The 21,787-nt window shown below is 69.7% G+C and carries 15 protein-coding genes; 1 reads left to right on the top strand and 14 read right to left on the bottom strand.

What is annotated here, in order from left to right:
• Positions 1-9 precede the first annotated feature (9 nt).
• From HUA75_RS15695 to HUA75_RS15735, 9 genes are read right to left on the bottom strand one after another with little or no spacing between them, the layout of a single operon-like run.
• Positions 10-3,345, bottom strand: coding sequence for a glycoside hydrolase family 2 TIM barrel-domain containing protein (locus tag HUA75_RS15695; RefSeq protein ID WP_174486849.1), 3,336 nt, complete (start codon positions 3,343-3,345; stop codon positions 10-12).
• Positions 3,342-4,712, bottom strand: coding sequence for a GH1 family beta-glucosidase (locus tag HUA75_RS15700; protein ID WP_174486850.1), 1,371 nt, complete (start codon positions 4,710-4,712; stop codon positions 3,342-3,344). Before HUA75_RS15700 ends, HUA75_RS15695 begins: the two co-directional genes overlap by 4 nt.
• A complete protein-coding gene (locus tag HUA75_RS15705; RefSeq protein ID WP_174486851.1) occupies positions 4,693-5,688 on the bottom strand; it encodes an ABC transporter ATP-binding protein in 996 nt (331 codons plus the stop codon). The genes HUA75_RS15700 and HUA75_RS15705 overlap by 20 nt, the downstream gene beginning before the upstream one ends.
• Positions 5,685-7,454 carry a dipeptide/oligopeptide/nickel ABC transporter permease/ATP-binding protein gene (locus tag HUA75_RS15710; RefSeq protein WP_174486852.1) on the bottom strand — a complete coding sequence of 590 codons (1,770 nt, stop codon included), beginning with the start codon at positions 7,452-7,454 and terminating at the stop codon, positions 5,685-5,687. The genes HUA75_RS15705 and HUA75_RS15710 overlap by 4 nt, the downstream gene beginning before the upstream one ends.
• Positions 7,447-8,427 (bottom strand): ABC transporter permease, encoded by a 981-nt coding sequence (locus HUA75_RS15715; RefSeq protein ID WP_141644429.1) that lies wholly within the window; start codon positions 8,425-8,427, stop codon positions 7,447-7,449. Before HUA75_RS15715 ends, HUA75_RS15710 begins: the two co-directional genes overlap by 8 nt.
• A 2-nt stretch (positions 8,428-8,429) precedes the next feature.
• Positions 8,430-10,085 (bottom strand): ABC transporter substrate-binding protein, encoded by a 1,656-nt coding sequence (locus tag HUA75_RS15720; protein ID WP_174486853.1) that lies wholly within the window; start codon positions 10,083-10,085, stop codon positions 8,430-8,432.
• Entirely contained in the window at positions 10,082-10,927 is an 846-nt protein-coding gene (locus HUA75_RS15725; protein ID WP_174454249.1) for a family 16 glycosylhydrolase, read from the bottom strand. The genes HUA75_RS15720 and HUA75_RS15725 overlap by 4 nt, the downstream gene beginning before the upstream one ends.
• Positions 10,924-12,150, bottom strand: a complete 1,227-nt coding sequence (locus HUA75_RS15730; RefSeq protein WP_174460953.1) for an ROK family transcriptional regulator — start codon at positions 12,148-12,150, stop codon at positions 10,924-10,926. Before HUA75_RS15730 ends, HUA75_RS15725 begins: the two co-directional genes overlap by 4 nt.
• 45 nt (positions 12,151-12,195) lie before the next feature.
• Entirely contained in the window at positions 12,196-12,948 is a 753-nt protein-coding gene (locus HUA75_RS15735; RefSeq protein WP_141644433.1) for a hypothetical protein, read from the bottom strand.
• Between the two features lie 853 nt (positions 12,949-13,801).
• Here HUA75_RS15735 and HUA75_RS15740 point away from each other — a divergent pair.
• Positions 13,802-14,356, top strand: a complete 555-nt coding sequence (locus HUA75_RS15740; RefSeq protein WP_181790822.1) for an intradiol ring-cleavage dioxygenase — start codon at positions 13,802-13,804, stop codon at positions 14,354-14,356.
• Between the two features lie 18 nt (positions 14,357-14,374).
• Here HUA75_RS15740 and HUA75_RS15745 read toward each other — a convergent pair whose 3' ends face one another.
• The 5 genes from HUA75_RS15745 to HUA75_RS15765 all read right to left on the bottom strand — a co-directional run bounded on the left by HUA75_RS15745 (position 14,375) and on the right by HUA75_RS15765 (position 21,676).
• Positions 14,375-15,112 (bottom strand): hypothetical protein, encoded by a 738-nt coding sequence (locus HUA75_RS15745; RefSeq protein ID WP_174486854.1) that lies wholly within the window; start codon positions 15,110-15,112, stop codon positions 14,375-14,377.
• A gap of 36 nt (positions 15,113-15,148) precedes the next feature.
• Positions 15,149-15,310 (bottom strand): hypothetical protein, encoded by a 162-nt coding sequence (locus tag HUA75_RS15750; RefSeq protein WP_174454253.1) that lies wholly within the window; start codon positions 15,308-15,310, stop codon positions 15,149-15,151.
• Positions 15,311-15,396: 86 nt separating this feature from the next.
• A complete protein-coding gene (locus HUA75_RS15755) occupies positions 15,397-16,125 on the bottom strand; it encodes a hypothetical protein (RefSeq protein WP_141644436.1) in 729 nt (242 codons plus the stop codon).
• Positions 16,122-21,308: a hypothetical protein gene (locus HUA75_RS15760; RefSeq protein ID WP_174486855.1), complete on the bottom strand. Its 5,187-nt coding sequence runs from the start codon at positions 21,306-21,308 to the stop codon at positions 16,122-16,124. Before HUA75_RS15760 ends, HUA75_RS15755 begins: the two co-directional genes overlap by 4 nt.
• Positions 21,305-21,676 carry a hypothetical protein gene (locus HUA75_RS15765; RefSeq protein WP_174468647.1) on the bottom strand — a complete coding sequence of 124 codons (372 nt, stop codon included), beginning with the start codon at positions 21,674-21,676 and terminating at the stop codon, positions 21,305-21,307. The genes HUA75_RS15760 and HUA75_RS15765 overlap by 4 nt, the downstream gene beginning before the upstream one ends.
• Positions 21,677-21,787: the final 111 nt, after the last annotated feature.

Raw genomic sequence — 21,787 nt, forward strand, 5'->3', positions numbered from 1 at the left:
CGTTGTCCCTCAGAGCGAAAGGATTGCATACGCACCCACCTCGTATTCGCGGCCCTTGAGCCCCTCGGTGATGGCCGTCGTGCTCATGCCCTCCGAGTACTCATCCAGCATGCGCACCAGCCCTCGCAGACCGAAGCGCGTGGACACCGCGCCCAGCACCGGCCGCTTGAGCCCGTAGGACACGTCGCCCCCGAGCTGCACCGGATACGTGAGGTTGAACACGCGGTGGTAGTCGTACGGACCCCAGTCGTTGAACCGCAGCTGCGTGGCGAGCAGCAGCGTGTCGTACAGCACGTTGGCGTCCAGGCCGAAGCGGCGCACCTGCCGCGCGTCCTCGCCTCCGGACTGCACGCTGCCCACGAAGGCCGTGCCGTACAGCTTCAGCCGCTGTGTGGGATTGCCCACCATGCGCAGCGTCGTCTCCCACTCGTCGCGCGCGGGAGGCGCTCCGGCGAAGGCCACCGCGCTGCCGTCCGCGAGGATGGCGATGCTCGCATCCCGTGACGTCGGCTGTCGGCGGTACACCAGGTCCAGGCCCGCGGCGAAGGGCGCGTCCTCGCGCATCTCCCGGTCCCACGCCCAGAACCACGTCCCCGGCGTCGGGTCGAAGGTGATGAGCAGCTCCGCGCCCAGCGTCTCGCGGTTGTCTAGGACGGTGAAGGCGTCCTGCAACACGTTGCGAGCGCGCACGGCGGGGAAGTACGTGCCCGAGTCCTGGTCATACGTGTCGGGGATGTTCGGATTCGGGCCAATGAGCGGCTTCTGGTACAGCACGTTGGGCGCCACCTCGATGGTGCCCAACTGGAAGGCCGCACCCGCCTGCGCTCCGAAGTGGTTGCCGCGTCCGCTCTCCCTCAGGCTCCAACCCGTCAGCACGATGCTCGGCTCGGGACCACCGTCCGCCACCAGCCCGCGGAACGAGCCCTGGGCGAACAGCCGGACGCCGCCCAGGTCATACGTGGCCCGCGCCTTCGCGCCGAGCGTGTCGAGGAACTGCACCTTGTCGCGCAGCACCTCCTGGCCACTGCCCATGTAGCTGGCGCCGCCCGTCGCCTCGCGCGTCCACGTGAACTCCTCGCCGATGCGCTGGGGCGCGGCCAGGATGCCACCGATGTCGAGCGCCAGCGGACCCCGGTTCCACTCGAAGGTCAGCGCCGTGCGACGCGCCACGCGCTCGCGGATGACGGAGGCGGTCTGCTGCGTCGCGCCCCGGGCGATGTCCTCCTGGTGCACCAGCGTCAGCGCCATGTCGCCGAAGCCCTTGCGGTACTTGGCGACGACGGAAGGGTTTGCGCCCCAGTACAGCTCCGGACCCACCGCCAGCTTGAAGCCCTCGAAGGAGCGCTTGCCGCTGAGCACCACGCCGAAGGGCGCGTTGCCATGGTAGATGTCGATGTTCGGCCCGTAGTTGGCCTCGCGGTACAGGCCGAAGAAGTCGCCCTCCTCGCCCCAGTGGTAGTGGCCGACGCGGTAGAAGCCCTCCAACGCGAAGTCCGCGCGGTCCAGCTTGAACTCCGCCTGGTACAGCGCGAAGCGGTCGAAGCCATTCACTCCCGGCTGGGAGACGCCCGGCGTCGGCGAGGCCCCCGGTGCCGGCGTCGTCGGCGTCGGCGTGGTGCCCCGGTTCTCGTAGAAGAGGTTGTTGAGGCGGTTGGTGGCCACGTTGCCCACCACGTTGAAGGACGCGCGGCCGTACACGCCGGTGGCGGGCTGGAGCGCCAGGTCGAAGAAGATGGACTCCGTGTGGTCCGCCGCCGTCAGGTTCGGCCGCGTCGTCGCGATGCTTCCACGCGACAGCGAGCTGTCCATGACGAGGCGCAGGTTCGACACCCGCACCGCGCTGAGTTCGTCCGCCTTCGCCAGGGCGATGGAGGACTCGTAGCTCTTCGACAGCTCGGAGGGCCGCAGGCCCGCGAAGTGCGCGTGGATGCGGTCCAGGTCCGTGTCCTCCGCGTACGGGTCCAGGCGGAAGGCCGCCTGCAACACGTAGTAGGCCGTACGCGGCTGGATGCGGGAGATGCCCGCGTCGTCCGGCGTACCCAGGGCACAGATGCCGAACCACTCCTCGTTCATGTTGTTCTGACCGGCCACGAAGTCCGCCGCGTAGCCGCCGTTGGGCCACGACGCCGTCGTGTCGTGCAGGGAGAGGTTGGCCTCCTGGCCCACCTTCCACCAGCCATCCACCCACTGGAAGACGAAGCCGCCCAGCGCGTTGCCCACGCGGCCCTGGCCGTACGTCTGCGTGTAGATTTCCTCCCACTGCTGGCGCAGGTACTCGGCCTGCGACAGGTGGTCCTCACGGCCGTCCCGCGCGTTGAACGCATCCGCGCCGAACTCCGAGAAGAGCACCGGCTTGTCCACCTTGCGCAGCACCTCTTCGTACAAGTCCCGGACGCTGGGGCCTCGGTAGACGTTGGCGCCGAAGATGTCGATGTCGGTGGCGTGCTTGGCGATGAGGTCGATGTACTGGAGGTCGCCGTTGGCCATCGCCACCGGGTGGTTGACGTCGCGGGCCTTGATGGTCCGCGCCGCCTCGCCCATCAGCGTGTAGAGGTGCACCGCGCGCGCGGCGTCCTCCTGGCCCGGCAGCGCCTCGATTTCATAGCTGGTCCAGTGCAGGCCGTAGTTGTTCTCGTTGCCGAGCAGCCACATCAACACGCCCGGAACGCCCCGGTACACCTCCACCTTCTTCGCCAGCTCCTCGAGCAGCGCCTTGCGATGCGCGGCGTTGGAGTAGTCGATGTTGGGCACGAAGGTGCCGTTGACGGTGGCGCCATAGCGGCCCATCAGCGGGTTCACCACGGTGGTGATTGCGTAGTTCTTGAAGATGAACTCCACCCAGCGCGGGGGGATGTCGTCGAACTGGCGGATGGCGTTGACGCCCATGTCGCGCAGCAGCGTCATCTCCCGCGCCAGCACCGCGCGCACGAAGTCGTCGGGCTGGTTCCAGAGCGAATACCGGTAGTTCTCTCCAATGGGCGTGTAGCCCCAGTTCATGCCGCGCAACAGGAAGTCGCGGCCGTCCACCTTCAGCTTGAAGCCCCGCTCGTCGCGCTGGAGCTTGACGACGGTGGCCTGCTCCGCGCCCGCGGTGACGTCCACGGGCTGCAGGGTGAGGGGCTGCGGCGCGGGAGACGGCGCCGGGCTCGGAGGACCCGAGGGCGTCGTGGTGGTGGCCGCGGGCGGCGCGCCACCGGGAGGAGCGGCGGCCGGCGGAGTTGCTTCCACCGGCGCCGTTTGAGGTTGCGCGCCGCCGGGTTGGACGGGCTGCGCGTCCTGCCCGGCGTGGACGGGGGCCTGGTAGAGCGCCGCCGCGAGGAGGGGTGCGAGGAACAGGGCTCTCATGCGGCCAGCTCCACATCCAGCCCGTTCTGGGCCACCACGGCGCGGTACAGGTGCGCGCTGTCCTTGGGGATGCGCTTCTGGGTCGCGTAGTCCACGTAGACCATGCCGAAGCGCTTCTGATAGCCGTACGCCCACTCGAAGTTGTCCAGCAGCGACCACGCGAAGTAGCCCTTGAGTGGCACGCCCTGCTTGATGGCCTCCAGCGAGGCCTCCAGGTGCGTGCGCAGGTAGTGCACGCGCTTGGTGTCCCGCACGCGGCCGTCCGCGTCCGGCGTGGTGCCGTAGGCGGCCCCGTTCTCCGTGACGTAGAGGCGGCCGGGCTTGTAGTCCTGGTGCAGCCGCACGAGCAGCTGGGTGAGTCCGTGGGGCGACACCTCCCAGTCCATCTCCGTCTTCTCGGGGCTGACGTGGACGGTGCGCGGGGCGTTCTGCGCCTCGGGGATGCGGTCGCTGCGGATGACGCCTCGGTTGTAGTAGTTGACCCCGAGGAAATCGATGGGCGCGGCGATGTCCGCCATGTCCCCCTGTCGCACGAAGGGCAGCGTGTCCGACTTCAGTCGCCCCTCGGCGACATGGTCGTCAATCACGTCGCGCGGGTAGCCCTTCCCGTAGAGCGGGTCCAGGTACCAGCGGTTGAAGCCGCCGTCGAAGGAGCGGCACGCGTCATGGTCCTCCTTGCTGGGCGACGCGGGCTCCGCGGGCACCAGGTTGAGGGTGACGCCGACCTCCGCCCTGGGCACGTTGGCGCGGATGACGGGGACGGCCTGTCCATGCGACAGCAGCACATGGTGGGCCGTGGCCAGCGCCTGGCCCCAGTCCTTGATGCCGGGGGCGTGCTCGCCGTTGGCGTAGCCCAGGATGCTGATGCACCAGGGCTCGTTGTGCGTAATCCACCGCGACACCCGGTCCCCGAGCTTCTGGCTCATCACGTCCGCGTACTCGACGAACGCGCTCACCGTGTCGCGCGAGGCCCAGCCGCCCTTGTCCTGAAGCGCCTGCGGCAAATCCCAGTGGTACAGCGTGACGACAGGCTCGATTCCCACCTCCAGCAGTCCGTCGACCAGCCGCGAGTAGAAGTCGAGGCCAGCGGTGTTCACCTTGCCGCGCCCCATGGGGAACACGCGCGGCCAGGCGACGGAGAAGCGATACGCCTTCAATCCCATCCAGCGCATCAGCTCCACGTCTTCGCGCCAGCGGTGGTAGTGGTCGCAGGCGACGTTGCCGTTGGTTCCGTCGGCGATTTTACCGGGCGTGGCGGCGAACCGGTCCCAGATGGATTCACCGCGCCCGTCGGCGTCGGTGGCTCCTTCAATCTGGTACGAGGAGGTGGCCACACCCCACACGAAGTCATGAGGAAACTGCCGCATCGTCAGGGACTCCTTTCGAGGACTCGAGATGGCAGCGGACGTGGTGCTCCGCCGCGGGAAGGTGAAAGGGAGGAAGCGCCTCGTGGCACCGCACGTCGGCGTGAGGACAGCGGGGCGCGAAGGCACACCCCAGAGGAGGCGCGGGCACGGTCGCCACGCGCGCGGGCAGGGGCGTGCGCAGGAAGTCCACGCCATCCGGAACGGCCGACAACAACAGCCGCGTATACGGGTGGCGAGGCGCCTGGAGCACGTCGCTGGTGCGGCCCGTCTCCACGACGGAGCCCGCGTAGAGCACCAGCACGCGGTCCGCCAGGTGACGGGCGCTCGCCAGATCGTGGGTGATGAAGAGGATGCCAATGCCGCGCTCGCGCGTCAGGCCCTTGAGCAACTGGAGCACCCCCCGGCGCGTGGACACGTCCAGCATGGAGGTGGGCTCGTCCGCGATGATGACGTCGGGCTCCACCGCCAGCGCCCGCGCCACGGCCACGCGCTGACGCTGGCCTCCGGACAGCTCGTGCGGATAGCGCTTCGCGAGCTGCTCCGCCGGCGTCAGCCCCACCGACTCCAGCAGCGCGTGCACCCGTCGCGTCAGCTCCACGCCTCGTGCGCGCCCATGGCGCACCAGCGAGCGCTCCAGGTGATAGGCCACCGTGTGCACCGGATTGAGCGAGGCGAACGGGTCCTGGAACACCATCTGCACGCGGCCCCGGTAGGCCAGTGACGCGGCGCCGCCCTCGCGGGCGAGCACGTTCTCTCCGCCAAGGAGGATGTCGCCCGAGTCCGGGGTGTCCAGCCGCGCCAGCAGGCGGGCCAGCGTGGACTTGCCGCTGCCGGACTCGCCGACGAGCGCGAGGATTTCTCCGCGCTCCAGCGAGAAGGACACATCCGTCAGCACCTTGCGGCGCGCGTGGGACAGGAAGCCGCCCACGGGGAAGCTCCGATTCAGGCGCGAGGCTTCCAGCAGGGGATGGCTCATCGACGACCTCCGGGGGACGCGGCGAGCGGCGGCTTGAGCGCGCTGGTGGCCTGCTCCAGCACGTCGGGTGACGGCGTCGGCGCGTCGGCCGCGCCCAGGTGAGGGAAGGACGACAACAGGAGGCGCGTGTACGGATGCCGCGCGTCGGTGCGCAGGCGCTGCGCGGTGTCCACCTCCACCAGCTTGCCGGCCTGGAGGATGCCCACGCGGTCCGCCAGCGCGAGCAGCAGCGGCAGGTCATGCGTGATGAAGAGGACCGCGAAGCCCAGCCGCTCCTTCAGCTCCACCACGCGCTGGAGCAGCTCCTTCTGCACCACCACGTCGAGCGCGGTGGTGGGCTCGTCCATCACCACCAGCCGGGGCTCCAGCGCCAGGGCCAGGGCGATGCCCACGCGCTGGCGCATGCCCCCGGAGAGCTGGTGCGGCCATGCGTCCACCAGCTCGGGCTTCAACCCCACCATGCTCAACAGTTCACGGGCCCGCGCGTACGAGGATGCGCGCGAGTTACCTCCGTGCGCCGCGAGCGTGTCGTGGAACTGCTCGCCCAGCGTGAGCACCGGGTTGAGCGCGCTCATCGCGCTCTGGAACACCATGGACACACGGCTCCACCGGAAGGCGCGCAGCGCCTCCGGCGACAACGCGGTGACGTCCGTTCCGTCGAAGAGGATGCGTCCGTGGGTGATGGCCGCCGACGAGGGCAACAGGCGCAACAGCGCGGAGCCCAGCGTGGACTTGCCGCTGCCGGACTCACCCGCGAGGCCGAACACCTCGCCGGGGGCGATATCCAGGGACACCTGGTCCACCACGCGGGAAGGGCCCGCCTGCGTCATGTACTCGATGGACAGCTCGCGCACGCTCAAGAGCGCGCCGGGCGTGGCGGCCTCCTGCTCGGGCGAGGCGACGGCGTGCACCACCGCGGCGCTGGGCGCCTTCGGAGGGGCGCGCAGCGAGGGGTTGGTCAGCTCGTCGATGGCGGAGCTGAGCAGCGTGAGCGAGAAGCCCACCAGCGCGATGCAGATGCCCGTGGGGACGAAAATCCACCAGGAGCGCGTCAGGAGCGCCGCGTCGTTGCCGGCCCAGTAGAGGTTGGTGCCCCACGTCACCGAGCCCACGTCACCCAGGCCCAGGAACTCCAGGCCCACCTGCGCGCCCACGGCGTACAGCGTGTTGCCAATGAACGACGAGGCCACGAGCGAGGCCATGTTGGGCAACAGCTCGCGGGTGATGATGCGCAGGTGGCTCTCTCCGGCGACGACGGCCGCCGCGACGAAGTCCCGACCTCGCAGCGACAGCGCCTCCGCGCGGAAGACGCGCGCGTTCCAGGCCCAGCCCGCGAAGGTGAGCACCACCACCATGCGGAACGGACCAGACGGCAGATAGGCGCCCAGGACGATGGCCAGCGGCAGGCCCGGGATGACCAGGAAGATGTTGGTGGTGAGCGTCAGCGCGTCATCCACGCGGCGGCCCAGGTAGCCGGCGGTGATGCCCACCAGCGCGCCCACCAGCGTGACGAGCGCGCCCACCGCGAAGCCGATGGCCAGCGTCTCGCGCGCGCCCACCACCGTCTGCGCGAGCACGTCCTGGCCCTGGCCCGTCGTGCCGAACCAGTGGGCACTCGAAGGCGGCTGGTGGGGCTGGCCCATCAGCTCCGTCGGGTCCATCACGAACCACGGGCCCACCAGCGCGACGAGGAGGAAGCCCAGCAGGAGGGTGCCTCCCACCGCCGCCTTGCGCTGGCGGAGCAAGCGTCGAAAGGTGTCACGCATGGGCGCGGGTCCTCGGGTCCAGCCAGAGGCAGAGCAGGTCCACGGCGAAGTTCGCGGCGAGCACCGCCAGCGTGATGACCAGGAAGAGCCCCTGCATCAGCGGGTAGTCCTGGTTGCGCACCGCGAGGATGAGCAGGTAGCCGGTGCCTGGATACGAGAAGACGATTTCCGTCAGCAGCGAGCCGCTCAGCACGAAGCCCAGCGCCATGCCGAAGCCGGTGACGTTGGGCAAGAGCGCGTTGCGCGCCGCATAGCGCAGCATCACCTGGCGGGGCGGCAGGCCCTTGGCGTGCGCCAGCCGCAGCGTGTCCGTGCCCAGCACCGCCACCATGGTGTTGCGCATGCTCAGCATCCACCCGCCGAGCGTGGCCACGACGATGGACGTCGCCGGCAGCACCGCGTGTCGTCCCACGTCCGCGAGGAAGGTGAGCGTCGCCCCGGGCTCCACGTCGTGCGAGTACGCGTGACGCAGCGGGAACCAGCCCAGCCCGAAGCCGAAGAGGTACAGGGCCAGCATGGCCAGCCAGAAGTAGGGAAAGGCCCCCAGGAAGGCGAGCGCGGGCGCCAGCGCGGAGTCCAGCCAACCGCCCCGGTTCCACGCGGCCAGCACGCCCAGCATCGTCCCCACCGCGAAGCTGATGATGACCGCGCACCCGGCCAGCCCCAGCGTCCACAACAGGCCCGTGCCGATGACCTCCGACACGGGCGACGGGTAGTACGCGTACGACAGGCCCAAATCCCCGGTCAGCAGGTGCTTCAGGTACGTGAAGTACTGCACGTGCCACGGCGCATCCGTGAAGCCGAACGCCGTCTTCAGGGCCACCAGCGCCTCGGGGGAGATGCGGCCCTCGAAGCGGGCGAACATCGCCGTGGCCGGGTCTCCCGGCGCGAGCCTCGGGATGACGAAGTTCATCGTCAGCGAGGCCCACGCGGCGAGCAGGTAGAAGCCGAGCCTGCGGAGCACGTAGCGCATGGTCAGGGCGCCTCCCTCGGGGCGAGCGCCGTCAGCACCAGCAGGCTGTCGGGCTCGGCGTGGGGCGAAAGCCGGGCGTAGGGGTTCGCCTCGGTGGGAAAGCCCGTGAAGCGCTTGGAGTTGGACTCGCCCCAGGACGGGTTCGGGAACAACGGAATCGCCGGCGCCGTCTCGGAGAAGCGCCGCTGCACCTGTGCCATCAGCGCCTGCTGCTCCTCGCGCGAGTCGGTGACTTCGAAGCGCTCCAGCAGCGCGTCCGTCTCCTTGTCGCCGTAGCGCTGCCAGTTGGCGGGAGCCACCTCGCCCACCGGACGCACCGTCGCGGACGACAGCATCCACTTGTAGAAGGTGTACGGCGTGGGGCCGTCCAGCGACCAGGAGATGGCCAGCTGGAACTCCCCTTTCTGGAGTCGCGCCTGCCACGCGCTGAACTCGTACGTGCGCAGCTGCGCCTGGAGGCCCAGCTTGCGCAAGTCCCGCGCGACGACCTGCCCCGCGCGCACCCAGTCCGACCAGCCGCCCACCACTTCGATGTCCAGCGTCAGTGGGCTGCCGTCCGCCTGGCGGCGCAGCCCGTCAGGCCCGCGCGTGAGCCCCGCCTCGTCCAGGAGCCGCGCGGCCTCCTTCGCGTCGTGGCGCACCCACGCGTCGTCCGCGACGTCCGCGTCCCGCCAGCCCGTGTACGCGTCGTTGAGGCCCGTGGCGTCCGCCGGCCGCGTGTAGCCATACATGGCGATTTCGACGAGCCGCTCCCTGTCCAACGCCATGCTCAGCGCCTTGCGCACGCGCACATCGTTCAGCGGGGGCTGGGTGGTGTTGGGGTAGAGGAAGACGGTGCTGCCGAAGAGCGGAAACCAGCGCGCGTGGTGCTTCGGGTCCCTGGCGACGAAGGTGCGGTCCACCGCGGGGACGAAGTTGCCCGCCCAGTCCACCTCGCCCTCCACCAGCGCCAGGTTCGCCTGGTCATTGGTGGGGAAGGCCAGGAAGCGCAGCGCCCTGACGGCGGGCTTGCCGGGCTGCCAGTAGTACGGGTTGCGGCTCAGTTCGTACACCTGATTGCGGAAGACACTCACCTGCGTGAACGGACCGGTGGCCACGGGGATGGGATTCGTGAACGTCACCGGGTCCGCCACCTGCTCCCAGATGTGGCGCGGGACGATGGGCTGCGCGGCCAGGTCCCCGAAGCCGGGGATGAACGTGCGCGAGAACTGGAAGGCCACCGTGAGCGGCCCCTCGGCGCGCACGTCCGCCAGGAAGCGCCACACGCCGCCCGCGTCCAGGGCCGCGTGCTTGCGCAGCAACTGGAAGGTGTAGGCCACGTCCTCGGCGGTAAAGGGCTTGCCGTCGGACCAGCGCACGCCCTCGCGCAGCGTGAAGCGCAGGGTGCGGCGGTCCTCGGACCACGCGTGCCCCGTGGCCAGCCACGGCTGGTAGTCACCCTTGGATGGTGTGTAGAGCTCCAGGCACTCGTAGACGCCCGCGCGCGTGGGCCAGCGAGAGCCCGCGCCCGGGAAGAGCGGGTTGAAGTTGCGCACCCACGCGCTCTGCTGCTCCACGGAGACGAACAGGGTCCCCGGCGGACGCGGACGGGGCTCGTTCGAGCACGCCGCGCACAGAAGCAGGAGGAGGGCGGAGGTGACGAGGCCCGCGGGCCTCATTCCACCCTCGAGTAGGCGCGCACGTAGTCCACCCGCATCTGCTGGGGGAACTGCGTGGTGCCGTCCACCGGGCCCACGAAGCCGCCTCCCACCGCGACGTTGAGGATGAGGAAGTGCGGATGGTCGAACACCCAGCGGGCGTTGCCCGGCAGGTCCCTGGGCGTCACCTCCATGAAGGCGATGTCATCCACGAACCAGCGGATGCGGTCGGGGTCCCACTCCACCGCGAAGACGTGGAAGTCCTCGTAGAGCCTGCCGCCCGCGACGACGTGCTCCTGGCCCACGTTCTCCCCGCCCGAATACCCCGGCCCGTGCAGCGAGCCCCGGACGATGGCGGGCAGTTGGCCCCGGTGCTCCATGATGTCGATTTCGCCGCACGTGGGCCAACCCACCTGGTTGAAGTTCGCGCCCAGCATCCAGAAGGCGGGCCAGATGCCCTTGCCCGTGGGCAGCTGGATGCGCGCCTCGAAGCGCCCGTAGGTCCGCTCGAACTTGCCGCGCGTGGTGAGGCGCGCGGAGGTGTAGTCGTTGCCCTGGTAGCGCTCGCGCCGCGCGGTGATGACCAGGCGGCCCTCGCCGTCCAGCGACGCGTTCTCCGGCCGCGCGGTGTTGTGCTCGTACTGGCCGTTGCCCCAGCCGTCTCCTCCGACGTCCGCGCTCCACCGTTCGGTGGAAGGAGGCGTGCCCGCCGGTCCGTCGAACTCGTCCTGCCACACCAGCTTCCAATCCTGATGCGAGGGCTGGACGGTGGTGGGGGGCGGGTCGGTGCGTCCTGAGCGGGCCGGGTCACAGGCCATGCACCCCAGGAGCGCGAACCACGGGAGGAGTCGGCTGGGCGTCATGCGGTTTTTCCGACGTGTTGGAGGGGAAATAACGTGCGGTCCCGGAGGGCCGCCTGGAGCACGAGTGTGGCCGCGCCCACCGCGATGGACTTGTCGCCCAGCGCGGACGTGACGATGCGCGTCTCCGCCATGGACGTGGACAGCGCGCGCTTGCGCACCGACGCCCGCAACGGGTCCAACAAGAGGTCGCCCACGGAGGAGATTTCCCCGCCGAGCACGACGATGGCGGGGTTGAGCAGGTTGAGCAGGCCCGCGACGGCGACGCCCAGGTACTGGCCCAGCCCATCGATGATTTGCCGCGCCGCCGGGTCGCCCGCGCGCGCGCCTTCGACAATCTCGCGAATCGTCGGAGCCTTGCGGCCCTTGGTGCCCATCAGCTCCCGCGCGCGCTCTACCAGCGCCCCGGAGCCGATGAGGGTGACGAGGCAGCCGCGCAGCCCGCACAGGCACGGGGGCCCCGCGGAGTCGACGGCGATGTGGCCAATCTCTCCGGCCGTGCCTCCGGCGCCGCGGTACACGTCGCCGTGGATGATGTGGCCGGAGCCGATGCCCGTGGCCAGCTTGATGTACGTCAGGTCCTCGCCGCTGGTGCCCGCGCCCCAGTAGCACTCCGACAGCGCGCCGAGGTTCGCGTCGTTGTCCACGAACACCGGCAGGTCGAACGTGGTGCTCAAGGCCTCCCGCACGTCGTAGCCGCGCCACGCCGGCAGGATGAGCGGGGACATCTTCCCGGGCGCGGACGGGTGCACCGGGCTGGGCGCGGCCACGCCCAGACCCACGACGGAGCGCCGGGGAACGCGCTCGGCGTCCAGGCACTCCTGCACCAATGTCCGCACCGTCTTCAGTGTGCCCTCCGGGTCGTTGCGAACCTGCTGTGCGGCGCTGCGGTGGGTGCGCACCCGGCCCCGCAGGTCCGTGAGCACCACGGTGACGTGGGTGGCGCCCATCTCCACGCCGAGGATGCTGAAGGCGTCATCCCGGAAGCCGATGAGGGTGGGGCGACGGCCGCCTCGGGAGACGCCGGCGCCGATGCTGCGCACCAGCCCCGAGTGCTCCAGGTCCGCGACGATGGCCGACACGGTGGACGGGCTCAGCTCCGTCCTCCGGGCAATCTCCGCCCGGGAAATCTGGCGCTCGCGCCAGATCATGTTGAGCAGCAGGCTGCTGTTCTGCGCCCGCATGCCCGCCGCGTCGACCGTCAGTGCCGCCGTTCCCACTTTCATCGTCCCCTTACGCTCCATTCCGCCGCGCGGAAGGCGCGGTGGGTGTCATCTCCACTGGATGTCGTCGACGTAGAAGACGACCGGGGTCGGCTTGCCCCCCGCTACCCAGCCGAAACCACCCACCACCTTCCGGTATCGGACGCGGCTGACGTCGATTGTGTACTCCTTTGGCTCCGCAGTGAGCGTCTGGTCTCCGGTATCGAGGCTGAAGCCGTCGGCCGTGGTACTCAGACCCACCAGGAACTTGACGACCTCGCCTCCCGTGGCTCCCCACGCATAGAAGGACAGGACGGACGCGCCCTCGGGGACCTCGAAGCCGGGCAGGTCACCCCAGTTGCTCTCGGGGTACTGCCACCACACGCCGCCCCAGTTGCCGCCGCCCGCCGTATAGGTGAACTTGTGGCAGTCGCCCTTGCCCGTGCCCGGCCGCGTCGCGGCGCACTCGGGCGCGGAGACGATGCCGCCCGATGCGCCGTCGCCCATGTAGCCGCTGGGCGCCCACGTTCCGTCCACCGTCAGGGGAAGCACCGTGGTGGGGCCCGCGTCAGGAGGCCCCGCGTCCGGCTCGCCCGCGTCGGGAGGCCCGGAGTCTGGCGGACCCGCGTCCGGCACCCCCGAGTCCACGGGCCCCGCGTCCGGCTGTCCTGAGTCCGGAGTGCCCGAGTCGGGCTTCGTCCCCGCGTCAGTCTGGGGGTCGGGCGTCTTGTCGTCCTCCTCCGGGTCACATGCACCGAGCAGGCTCATCGCGGCGAGCAACCCCGCCGCGGCACACGTCCAGGCGAAACGCTTGTGTTGCATGGGCTTCCCCTCCCTGCTGGAAAACTTCGTTCGCACTGCGAAGAAACCAGACGACGCAAGGAACCGACGCTCGCGTGGTGCGATGCGTCAAGAAAGGCGCTCTGCTTCAGAGGAGAGTGAGGTGAATCACGCCGTGCCCATCCGCCCACACCCCCGGGGCCCACCGTCACTCCGTCACGAACCCGTGATTCATTCGTTCGAGTGACGAAGAAAGTACCAGCGACGTTGGTTGGATTGCAAGCCGCCGCGTGACAGGGCCTTGACGCCAAACCCAGACACGGCGCCGCGCGCGGCCCGTCCCATTGCCTGACGCGTCGCGGCGACGGTGACGTGAAAGGGATAAGAGGGCACGAGCGGCGCCTCGAGCCCGCCGAGTGGGGCCACGCGCGGCGAGAGTGCCGCCTGGAGGGGCGCTCGAAACTTTGTTCGGACGGCGAACAAAGTTCAGGGTGGGAGGTGCCGGGTCACCCAGGTGGGGCGCTGGACGGGGTGAGGCTCACGTCCGGCTCCGAGTGGAATGACGACAGCGGCCGCCACCATAGCGTGGGCCCGCCGCCTTGAACAGTTTCATCCAGCGCGAGAAGGAAGGGCTCCGCGCCCTCGGCTGGCGGGCGCGTCATGGAGAGGGCCAGGAGCGCGCCGGCCCGCGTCACCAGGCTGGTCGTGTCGATGCACCGGGTTGAACAGAGCCAGGTCCGCGCGGGACGTCCGAGGGGATTGGAATCCGGAGGTGCGCCGCCTGTTGTGAGGCTTCATGCGAGAGCTGAGTCGGCGTTCCGTCGTGCTGGGGCTGGGGTCCTGCGCCGTGAGTGTGGTGGCTTGCACCTGCGCGGTCCCAGCGGAAGCCGTCCCCGTGGCGCCCCGCGTCAGGGCCCAGCTCTACACCTGCGAGGGATGTGAAGCCGTCGCGGAGCGGGTGCCGGAGCGGCTGATTCCCACCGTTCGGCTGGCGAGCGCCGAGGAGCCCGGAGAACGGATGACGCTGACGGGATGGGTGTTGAGCGCGCAGTCACGCGAGCCCGTCGCGGGTGTCGTCATCTACGCGCATCACACCAACGCGGCGGGGCTCTATGCGAACGGTACGCGGGAGTCCGAGTGGAGCCGTCGCCATGGTCGGTTGCGCGGGTGGGCGAGGACGGGTGGGGACGGCGTCTATGCGTTCGAAACCATCAAGCCCGCGCCCTATCCGAACGACACCCTGCCGGCGCACGTACACCTGTTCATTGGCGAGCCGGGGCGGCCCGCGTACCACGTCGATGACGTCGTGTTCGACGGCGAGTTTGGCGTGACGCCGCGCTACCGCGAGAAGCAGGAGCTTCGCGGTGGAAGTGGCATCGTGAAGCTGTCGCGCACGGCCTCTGGCGTGTGGCTCGCGCGCCGGGACATCGTCCTGGAGCGTCACCCCTGAGGCGCGTGCGCGGGGTGCTCAGAACGGCGCCAGGCGGAAGGACTCCATGAGGAGCGGCAGGGGGCGCGCGCTCCACAGCACGGCCCACTGTCGTTCGTTCACGCCTCGCATGTAGACATCGCCCAGGTACAGCGCGACGGCGGCGCGGGCCTCCAGGTCGATGAGGAGCGCGCCCGGCTCACCCGACACCGAGAAGTGCCGGTCATCCGTGGCCGTGACGAGCACTTCTTGTCCGTCCTCGCCCACGGAGATGATGCGGCCGCGATGCAAGCCTCCCCGGGAGGTGTACTTCATCACGGTGCTGCCCACGCGGGGCGCCGCCACCCGGGGCACCCAGGACACGGGTGGGTACTCGCCCGTGCCACGCTCCGCCGGGTCCACGGGCGCGGCGATGCAGGCGTCGAGCAGGCCCGAGGGGCTCCACTGTCTGGCTTCCGTGGCCACCACCTGGGCGACCCGGGTCTGGGTGGTGACGTGGCGGAGCCAGCGCCCCTCGGGACGGCGGTCCACGATGCCGTCCTCTCCCCGCGAATACGGTGGAGGTTGTGGCACCAGTCCTCCTCCCATCGTGAGGCCGCCGGGCGCCGGTGGGAGGACGGGTGGTCCCAGCCGGTGCTCCACGGTGAGCAGCACGGGGTCGCCGGATTCACGCAGGCGGAACCAGCCTCCGAGGGAGGTCTCGTAGGGGCTGCCCTCCTCACTCAGCGGCTCTCCGGCGATGAGCCGGGGGCCTTTGCCGTGGCCGTGCGTGCTCATGGTCGGGCGAGACTCCAGAGGGAAGACCTGGCGTGGCTACAGCTCGCTCAGGCCAGGGTCGAACAGGGCGGTGAGCGTGACGAGGAACTCGTGGGAGAACACGGGCATGGGCGCGTGGCCGCCATTGTACGGCTGGGCGCTGCGGAAGTTCTCGCCGAGCAGGCTGTCCCTGCCACCCCACCGCGACCCTCGGGCCACGGACGTGGGTGGGGCAGGACGGCGCAGGCACCTTGAAGCCCGTGTGTCCTTCGCGACGGAGTCCCCGGTGCGCGTGTAAGGGCTGTTCAGTAGGGCCGCAGGTGAAAGGCCTTCATCAGGAGCGGCAGTGGACGGGCCCGCCACAACACGGCCCACTGACGCTCCTTTACGTAGCGCATGTAGACCTCACCCACGTGCAGCCCGATGGCGGCACGGGCCTCCACGTCGATGAGGAGCGCGCCCGAGTCGCCTTCCACCGCGAAGGGCTGCTCACTGGTGGAGGTGACGAGCACCTCGTCTCCAGACTCGCTCACGCAGAGGATGCGGCCGTGACGCAGTCCGCCCCGCCGGGTGAACTTGAGCACGGTGCTGCCCTCGCGAGGCTCCGCGACGCGGGGCACCCAGGGCAGCGGCGGGTACTCGTCCGAGCCGAGCGACGGGGCCACGGGCGCGGCGATGCAGGCGTCGAGCGGACCCTGGTGTCCCGTCTCGGGTCGGACTCCCGAGGCCAGCACCCTGGCGACGCGCTCGCCCGACGTGGCGTGGCACAGCCAGCGCCCCTCGGGACGGCGGTTCACGATGGCGTCTTCCCCCTGCCAGCGCAGGCGCGGCGGCGGGCCTCCTACCGCGAGGCACGCGGACGCGGCCCTGATGGGGTCCGGCGTCAACAGGTGCTCCACGGTGAGCAGCACGGGGGCGCCGGACTCACTCAGGCGGAACCACCCGCCGAGCGTCGCCTGGAGGTAGCTGCCCTCTTCACATAACGGCTCGCCGGAGAGCAGCCGTCGGCCTTCGTTGTCCGCGTGGGTGCTCATGCCTGGGTGAGATTGGTGAAGTCGCAGGCGGCGGGAAGGCATGAGACCGGCGCGGCGTTCGCGGGGGCCAGGTGGATGACGCGCTCGTGGGGATTCGAGTGCTCCAGGGTGCCCACCCCCGCGCCGTCGTCCGCGAGGTAGGCGGTGCGCCCATTGGCCTTCAGCTTGACGGTCCTCACCACCCCCGACACCGGGAGGGTGATGTCGTAGGAGTCGTCGTCGGTGACGCCCGCAACGGCATACAGGCCATTATAGGCATACGTGCCTCCGACGTGGTTGCCGTCGGTGATGGTGACCGTGCCCGCGCCCAGGTCGTGGTTCACCGCGTGGGTCACCGTGCAGGAGGTGCCGTCATCATCCAGGGTGATGGCCACGGGGCCCGCCCCCATGCCGGTGTCCGCCATTCCGGCGACGCCGAGGTGGACGGCGCCGGTGGTGATGGCCAACTCGTAGCTCGTCTCATCGATGACCTGAGCGGTCTGGTGGTGCCCGTTCAGCGCCGCGATTCCCATCACGCTGAGTGTGACGCCATGCCTGGGGGTTCCCTGGGCGGGAGCCGCCGGTCCGGCGATGGCCAGCGGGGTTCGCGTCACCTGCGAGGTGATGTTCTGGACCGCGGCGGCGGGAGCGCCCAGGGGCAGGGCATAGTGGTTGGAGTCCACCACGGTGGCGGCATGCGCCGCGTTCAGCGCGATGACCGCGGCGCCGTTGATGGTGACGATGGGCGCGCCCTTGAGGCCATGGTTGGGGTGACGCGCCACCGCCTGGTTGCCCATGTGGTCCACCACCGTCACCGGGACGAAGAGGTCCACCTCATCCTTGCGATAGACCTTCTCGTTGCGCGGAAGCGTGCGCAGCGAGGGGGTGCCGCCCACGTTCGCGAGCGTGCGCTCGCCGTCGTGGAAGTGGCCGGTGGAGCCCACCAACTCCACCTGGGCCGTGCCCCAGAAGCCGTCGGCTTGCGTCTGGCGCAGGAGGCTTTCGGTGGGGGCCTTGTCCAGCAGCGTGACGTTGTTGCCGGCGACCTGCCCGGTGACTTCCGCCGCCGCACCCTGGGACACGTCCAGGAGGGACCAGTCCGCGTCCAGGTTCCGGGCGACAGGGTGGGCGCCGTCGTAGGCGGGCACGCTGGCGCCCTGGAGCTTCACCATTCGCAGCCCTCGTCCATGGTTCGCGTGGGTGACGACACTTCCCGTGAGGTCCGCGTCCAGGACGACATCCACCCCGCCCAGCTTCGCCGTCGCATGCACGTTCACCGGGCTCGCCTTGTCCGTGCGGTAGGTGTTCGCGTCGACAATCTCGACGACCCGCTGAGGCCCGTCGAGTGATGGGTCCGTGCTCTCCGTGACGACCACCGGACCCAGCCCGCGTCCATGGGCCACGTGGGTGACGATGGTGTCGGTGCCGTCATCGTCCAGCGTCACCGCCGTGCCGTCCACCTGGGCGGCCTCGCCGTTGGCCACCGCGCTGGTGAAGCGCAGCTTGTAGTGGTCCGCGTCGATGATTTCCGTCACCTCGTGGTCGCCATCCCACGCGCCGGCCGAGGAGCCGTCGACGTGGACGCAGCCCAGCGTGGCGCCCTGGCCGGGGTGGTGAAGCAGGCACTGGCCCTCGGGGAAGTCCATCAGCGTCACGCGCACGCCCACGCTCGGCAGCGTGTGCACGTGGTTCGCTCCCGCGCTGGCATCCAGCCGGTAGTGATGGGCGTCGACGACGGTTGCGTTGCGCGCGCCATCCAGGAGTGCCACGCCCGTGCCACGCAGCCTCACCTGCTTCGTCCCCACGAGCCCATGGGCCGGGTGGTGCACCAGGCATTCGCCCGCGGGGAAGGTGAGCAACTCGGTGGCCTCGACGACGGGAGCGCCGCCGCCCGGGGGCATGGAGGTCCCCGTGGCGCGTGGCCCCACGCCGAGCACGGGCTCCGGGACGGGCTTCGCGGCCACGGGATGTTGGGACGCGGGCGGCTTCTGGCAATGCACGAGTTGGAGCGGCAGCGGGCCTCCGTTCGTGTGGACCACCTGCACGGACGCGCGGGCCTGTCGCTCCGCTTCCTGGCTGGCCAGGATGGCGGGCTGCCGCAGCCGCTGTACGATGCCGTTGATGAGGCGAGAGGCCGCGCTGCGATTGGGCTCGCCGCGCGCCGCGAGAATCGCGTCGCGGAGGGCCATCTTGGTCGCCGCCGTGGGATGGAGGTTCACGAAGGCCGCGCCCGTCATTTCCGTCTCGGCCTCGTCCGCCACGTCGGCCGCGGAGTTGCCGGTCACCTTGCTCGCGGCCTCCGCCGCGCCCCCGACGAGCGTCGCCGCCTGGGCCTGGGCGTAGCAGTGGGAGACACGCGCGGCGGCCTGCTCATACGCCGTGGTGGCCGCTTGGATGTTCGTCGCGGCGAGCCCTACGGGCGGCGTCCCGGGTCCCCTCCAGCCCAGCAGGCAGTGGCGACGCTGGCCCACCACGCCGTTGAGCTCCATGCGCATGGGGGAGGAGTCATTCTTGTGATGGCATTGATCGACGGTGTAGTAGCCGGCGACGCCAGGGACGGGCTGCAGCGGCATCTGCGTCAGCGCCGCGGGGAAGCCGCCACCGTCGTACTTGCGCAGGCGGACCTGGATGCCGGGTGTGCGCGCGGGGCCCGGGTCCACGACCAGCGCGTCGCCGGTGGGCACCGCGATGAGCGTCACGGTGACGCCCGCGGTGGCGACCTTGTTCACGGTGGGCGTCGCCGTGGCGTTGGTGGACAGGGGCCAGATGTAGTGGTCCTCGTCCAGCACAGTGACAGCGTTCAGGCCCACGCCGTTCAGGTTGACCTGGGGCGCACCGTGGGCGTCCAGGCCGTGCCGCTCATGGCGGACGAGGCAGTGGTTGGCGGGCAGGTGGTAGACGGCGGCTGGCGCTCCATCCAGGGTGCCATCCGCGTCCAACTGGCTGGCCAGGATGGAGAGCGGCGCCGCGACGTAGTTCTTGTCACACCGGTGGATGGCGATGGCCGGGTGGTCGTTGGACGTCCCGGCGATGGCCACGATGTCTCCATCCGAGAGGCCGTGCCCGGGCTTGCGAATGAAGCACCAGGTGTTCGGACCCGCGTCGAAGACGCGCACGGCGCAGGTGGACAGGATGCCCGCTTCGACCCTCGGCGTGCCGTCGCGAGGCACCGGGAAGGTGTAGTGGTCCTCGTCCAGCTTGTGGATGGGGTGCGGCCCCGCGTTGTAGACCGCATGCGCGGCCCCGCTCAGGGTGACGTCGTCGTTGTGTTCCTTTCCATGGCGGGGGTGGACCACGAGGACGTTCGTGTGCGTGTTGATGAGGGTGACGTCGATGTCCTCCGCCGTTTTCTGGACGTAGTGGTAGCCGCGCACGCGGTACATGTCGACGGCTTCGGGGAAGGGGTGTCCCGCGCCGCCGTTCTTCGCGTAGCCGTGCTTGCCGACCTTGTTCTTGGCGCTCCCCGTGAAGAAGATGCCGTAGGAGTACACCACCGTGGGCGGCAGGCCGTGCAGCGGCGGCGCGGCGAGCGGGATGTACTTCTCCTCCAGGCCGTCCTTGGCGCCATGGTGGGCCGCGAGGATGCCGACCACCTTGCCGTCCAGGTCTCCCGCGCGACACGAGGCGATGTGCTGGAACATCGCATCGCCAGTGAGCAGGACGTAGCGCTCTTCCGGGAACAGCTCTGGCCGCGTGCCGCCCGCGTCGAGCGCCCGGCGCTGGCCGATGGGCGGCGCGTTGCTGTCGTCCTGCACGCGCACCAGCGCCGCGAGGCCAATCTCGTTCTTGTCGATCTCCCTGTTGTGGTGGCCCGGCCAGTCCGCGCGCAGCACGAAGCCCCAGGGGTATTCCTCGAAGCAGAGCTGGTTGTTGGAGATGACGCGGACGTGGGTCAGCGCGTTGAAGAAGTTCCTGTCACTGGTGACGGGCTTGTTCTCGATGACCAGCCAGGGCAGGTGCATGGCCTGCGGCTTCTCCACCGCGAGCTGCCGGTGGTCCGTGTCGAAGTGCGACAGGATGACCACGGGGTTGCCGGCCATGCAGGGCTGGTAGTTCGTCGGGCGCGTGTACTTGTGGGACTTGTCGTCCCCCAGGCCGAAGTCGAAGTAGGCGAACGGGTGGCCATTCGCGTCGAAGAGGGCATTGCAGTTGCCCTGACCGATGTCGAACACGCCGACATAGGACACGTGCTGGTTGAGGCTGGTGCTCTGCTGGCCCGTGCTGTCCTCGGGGCGGATGGAATAGATGCGCGCCAGCTCCTTGCCCTGGTCCCCAATCGCCTCCAGCTCCAGCACCCACCAGGTCTGCTCGGGCCCGAACTTCAGCGAGGGGAACTGCCGGTAGCACGACACCTCCAGGGGGCCGTTGTCGACGTCCATGGTGGGACGGGTGGACGAAACCCTGACCCGGAACCAGATGCCTTCCTGGATGTGGAACTTGCTGTTCCCCACGACGACGGTGACGGTGGGGACTCCCGCCTCATGGCGGTAGCCGTCCGCCTGGAACTCCAGCTCCCAGAGGGGCGTCCACCGGTTCTGGCGATGGAACTCCTGTCGCTCCAGCTCCGCGCGCTCGTCGAACCACTCCTCCTCGACGAGGTCCAACCACACCAGGGCGCGCTCCCCTGTGTCATCGGGTTCGTACTTGCTGGCGGTGGCATAGAACCAGCCCTCCGTCTCCTCGGGGCCCTCGTCCTCCTCCATCTCAGGGACGAAGGGGGGCGGTGAAGGGGGGTCGCAGGGGAGGACCACCAGGTCGACGTCCATCGAGGACGACGCCCGCGGAGGGAAGAATGGGTACTCGGGCTCTCCTGTCCGCGCGTACCTGTACCGAGTGCGTTTCTTGTCGTGGATGATGGGGGACTGGGAGTCGTCCCCACTGTCGTCATCACTGTCGTCGTCGCTGTCGTCGCTTTCCGAGCCCGAAGGCGGATCCCAGTTCCCGTGAACGCGCTTCTGTCCACCGTCCAGGGCCTTGGGCCCCTTCAGTCGGGTGGAGGGGCGCCACTCTCCTGGGACGACGGCCTCGGTCTCGGAGTCGCTGTCGTCCGTCAGGTTCGGCTCGTCCTCCAACGGGGGCGGGAAGGTGCCACTCGCGGGGGTCCTCTGCTTGTGGGGCGGCTCTCCATGGGGGGGCTTCGAGGACGAAGGGGCGGGACGAAACGGGGGCCTGGAGCGCGGGTCATCGTCGAAGGTGTCGCTCATCGTCCGGCCCCCTCTCCGGCGGGCACGCCCGCGCCCAACTCGTGGAGCAGGTCCTCGAGCATCGCCTCGCGCTCAGAGGGGAACGTGTCGCGGCCGAAGATGGGCCGCTTTCCTCCGCGCAACCGCAGGTCGAAGCCGTCACCCAGATGCCAGGCGGCCGCCACGAACAGCGCCGCGCCGCGCCGGCTCACCAGCCCATAGGGCCCGGCCTTGCTGACCTGCGTGTGGACGAACCCGGAGAGCTGCTCGGGTGCCATGCGGCGGGCCGCGGGGTAGTGCTCTCGCAGGAAGTCGGCGAGGAGGACCTCGAACCGTCGACGCGACTCCTGTTGGAAGACCTGCTTCTGCTCGTCACGGATGATCAACAAAGGGGTGCCTTATCGAGCCTGAATTCCTGGCCCCCCGCGCAACCGTGCTTCCAGGACTGAGGCGAAACGATAAAGCGTCCCTCACGAGTCCCGCAACGGAGGCGGCGCGTC

The sequence above is a fragment of the Myxococcus sp. CA040A genome (genome assembly GCF_013336725.1).
In the GTDB taxonomy this organism is placed as follows: Bacteria; Myxococcota; Myxococcia; order Myxococcales; family Myxococcaceae; genus Myxococcus; species Myxococcus llanfairpwllgwyngyllgogerychwyrndrobwllllantysiliogogogochensis.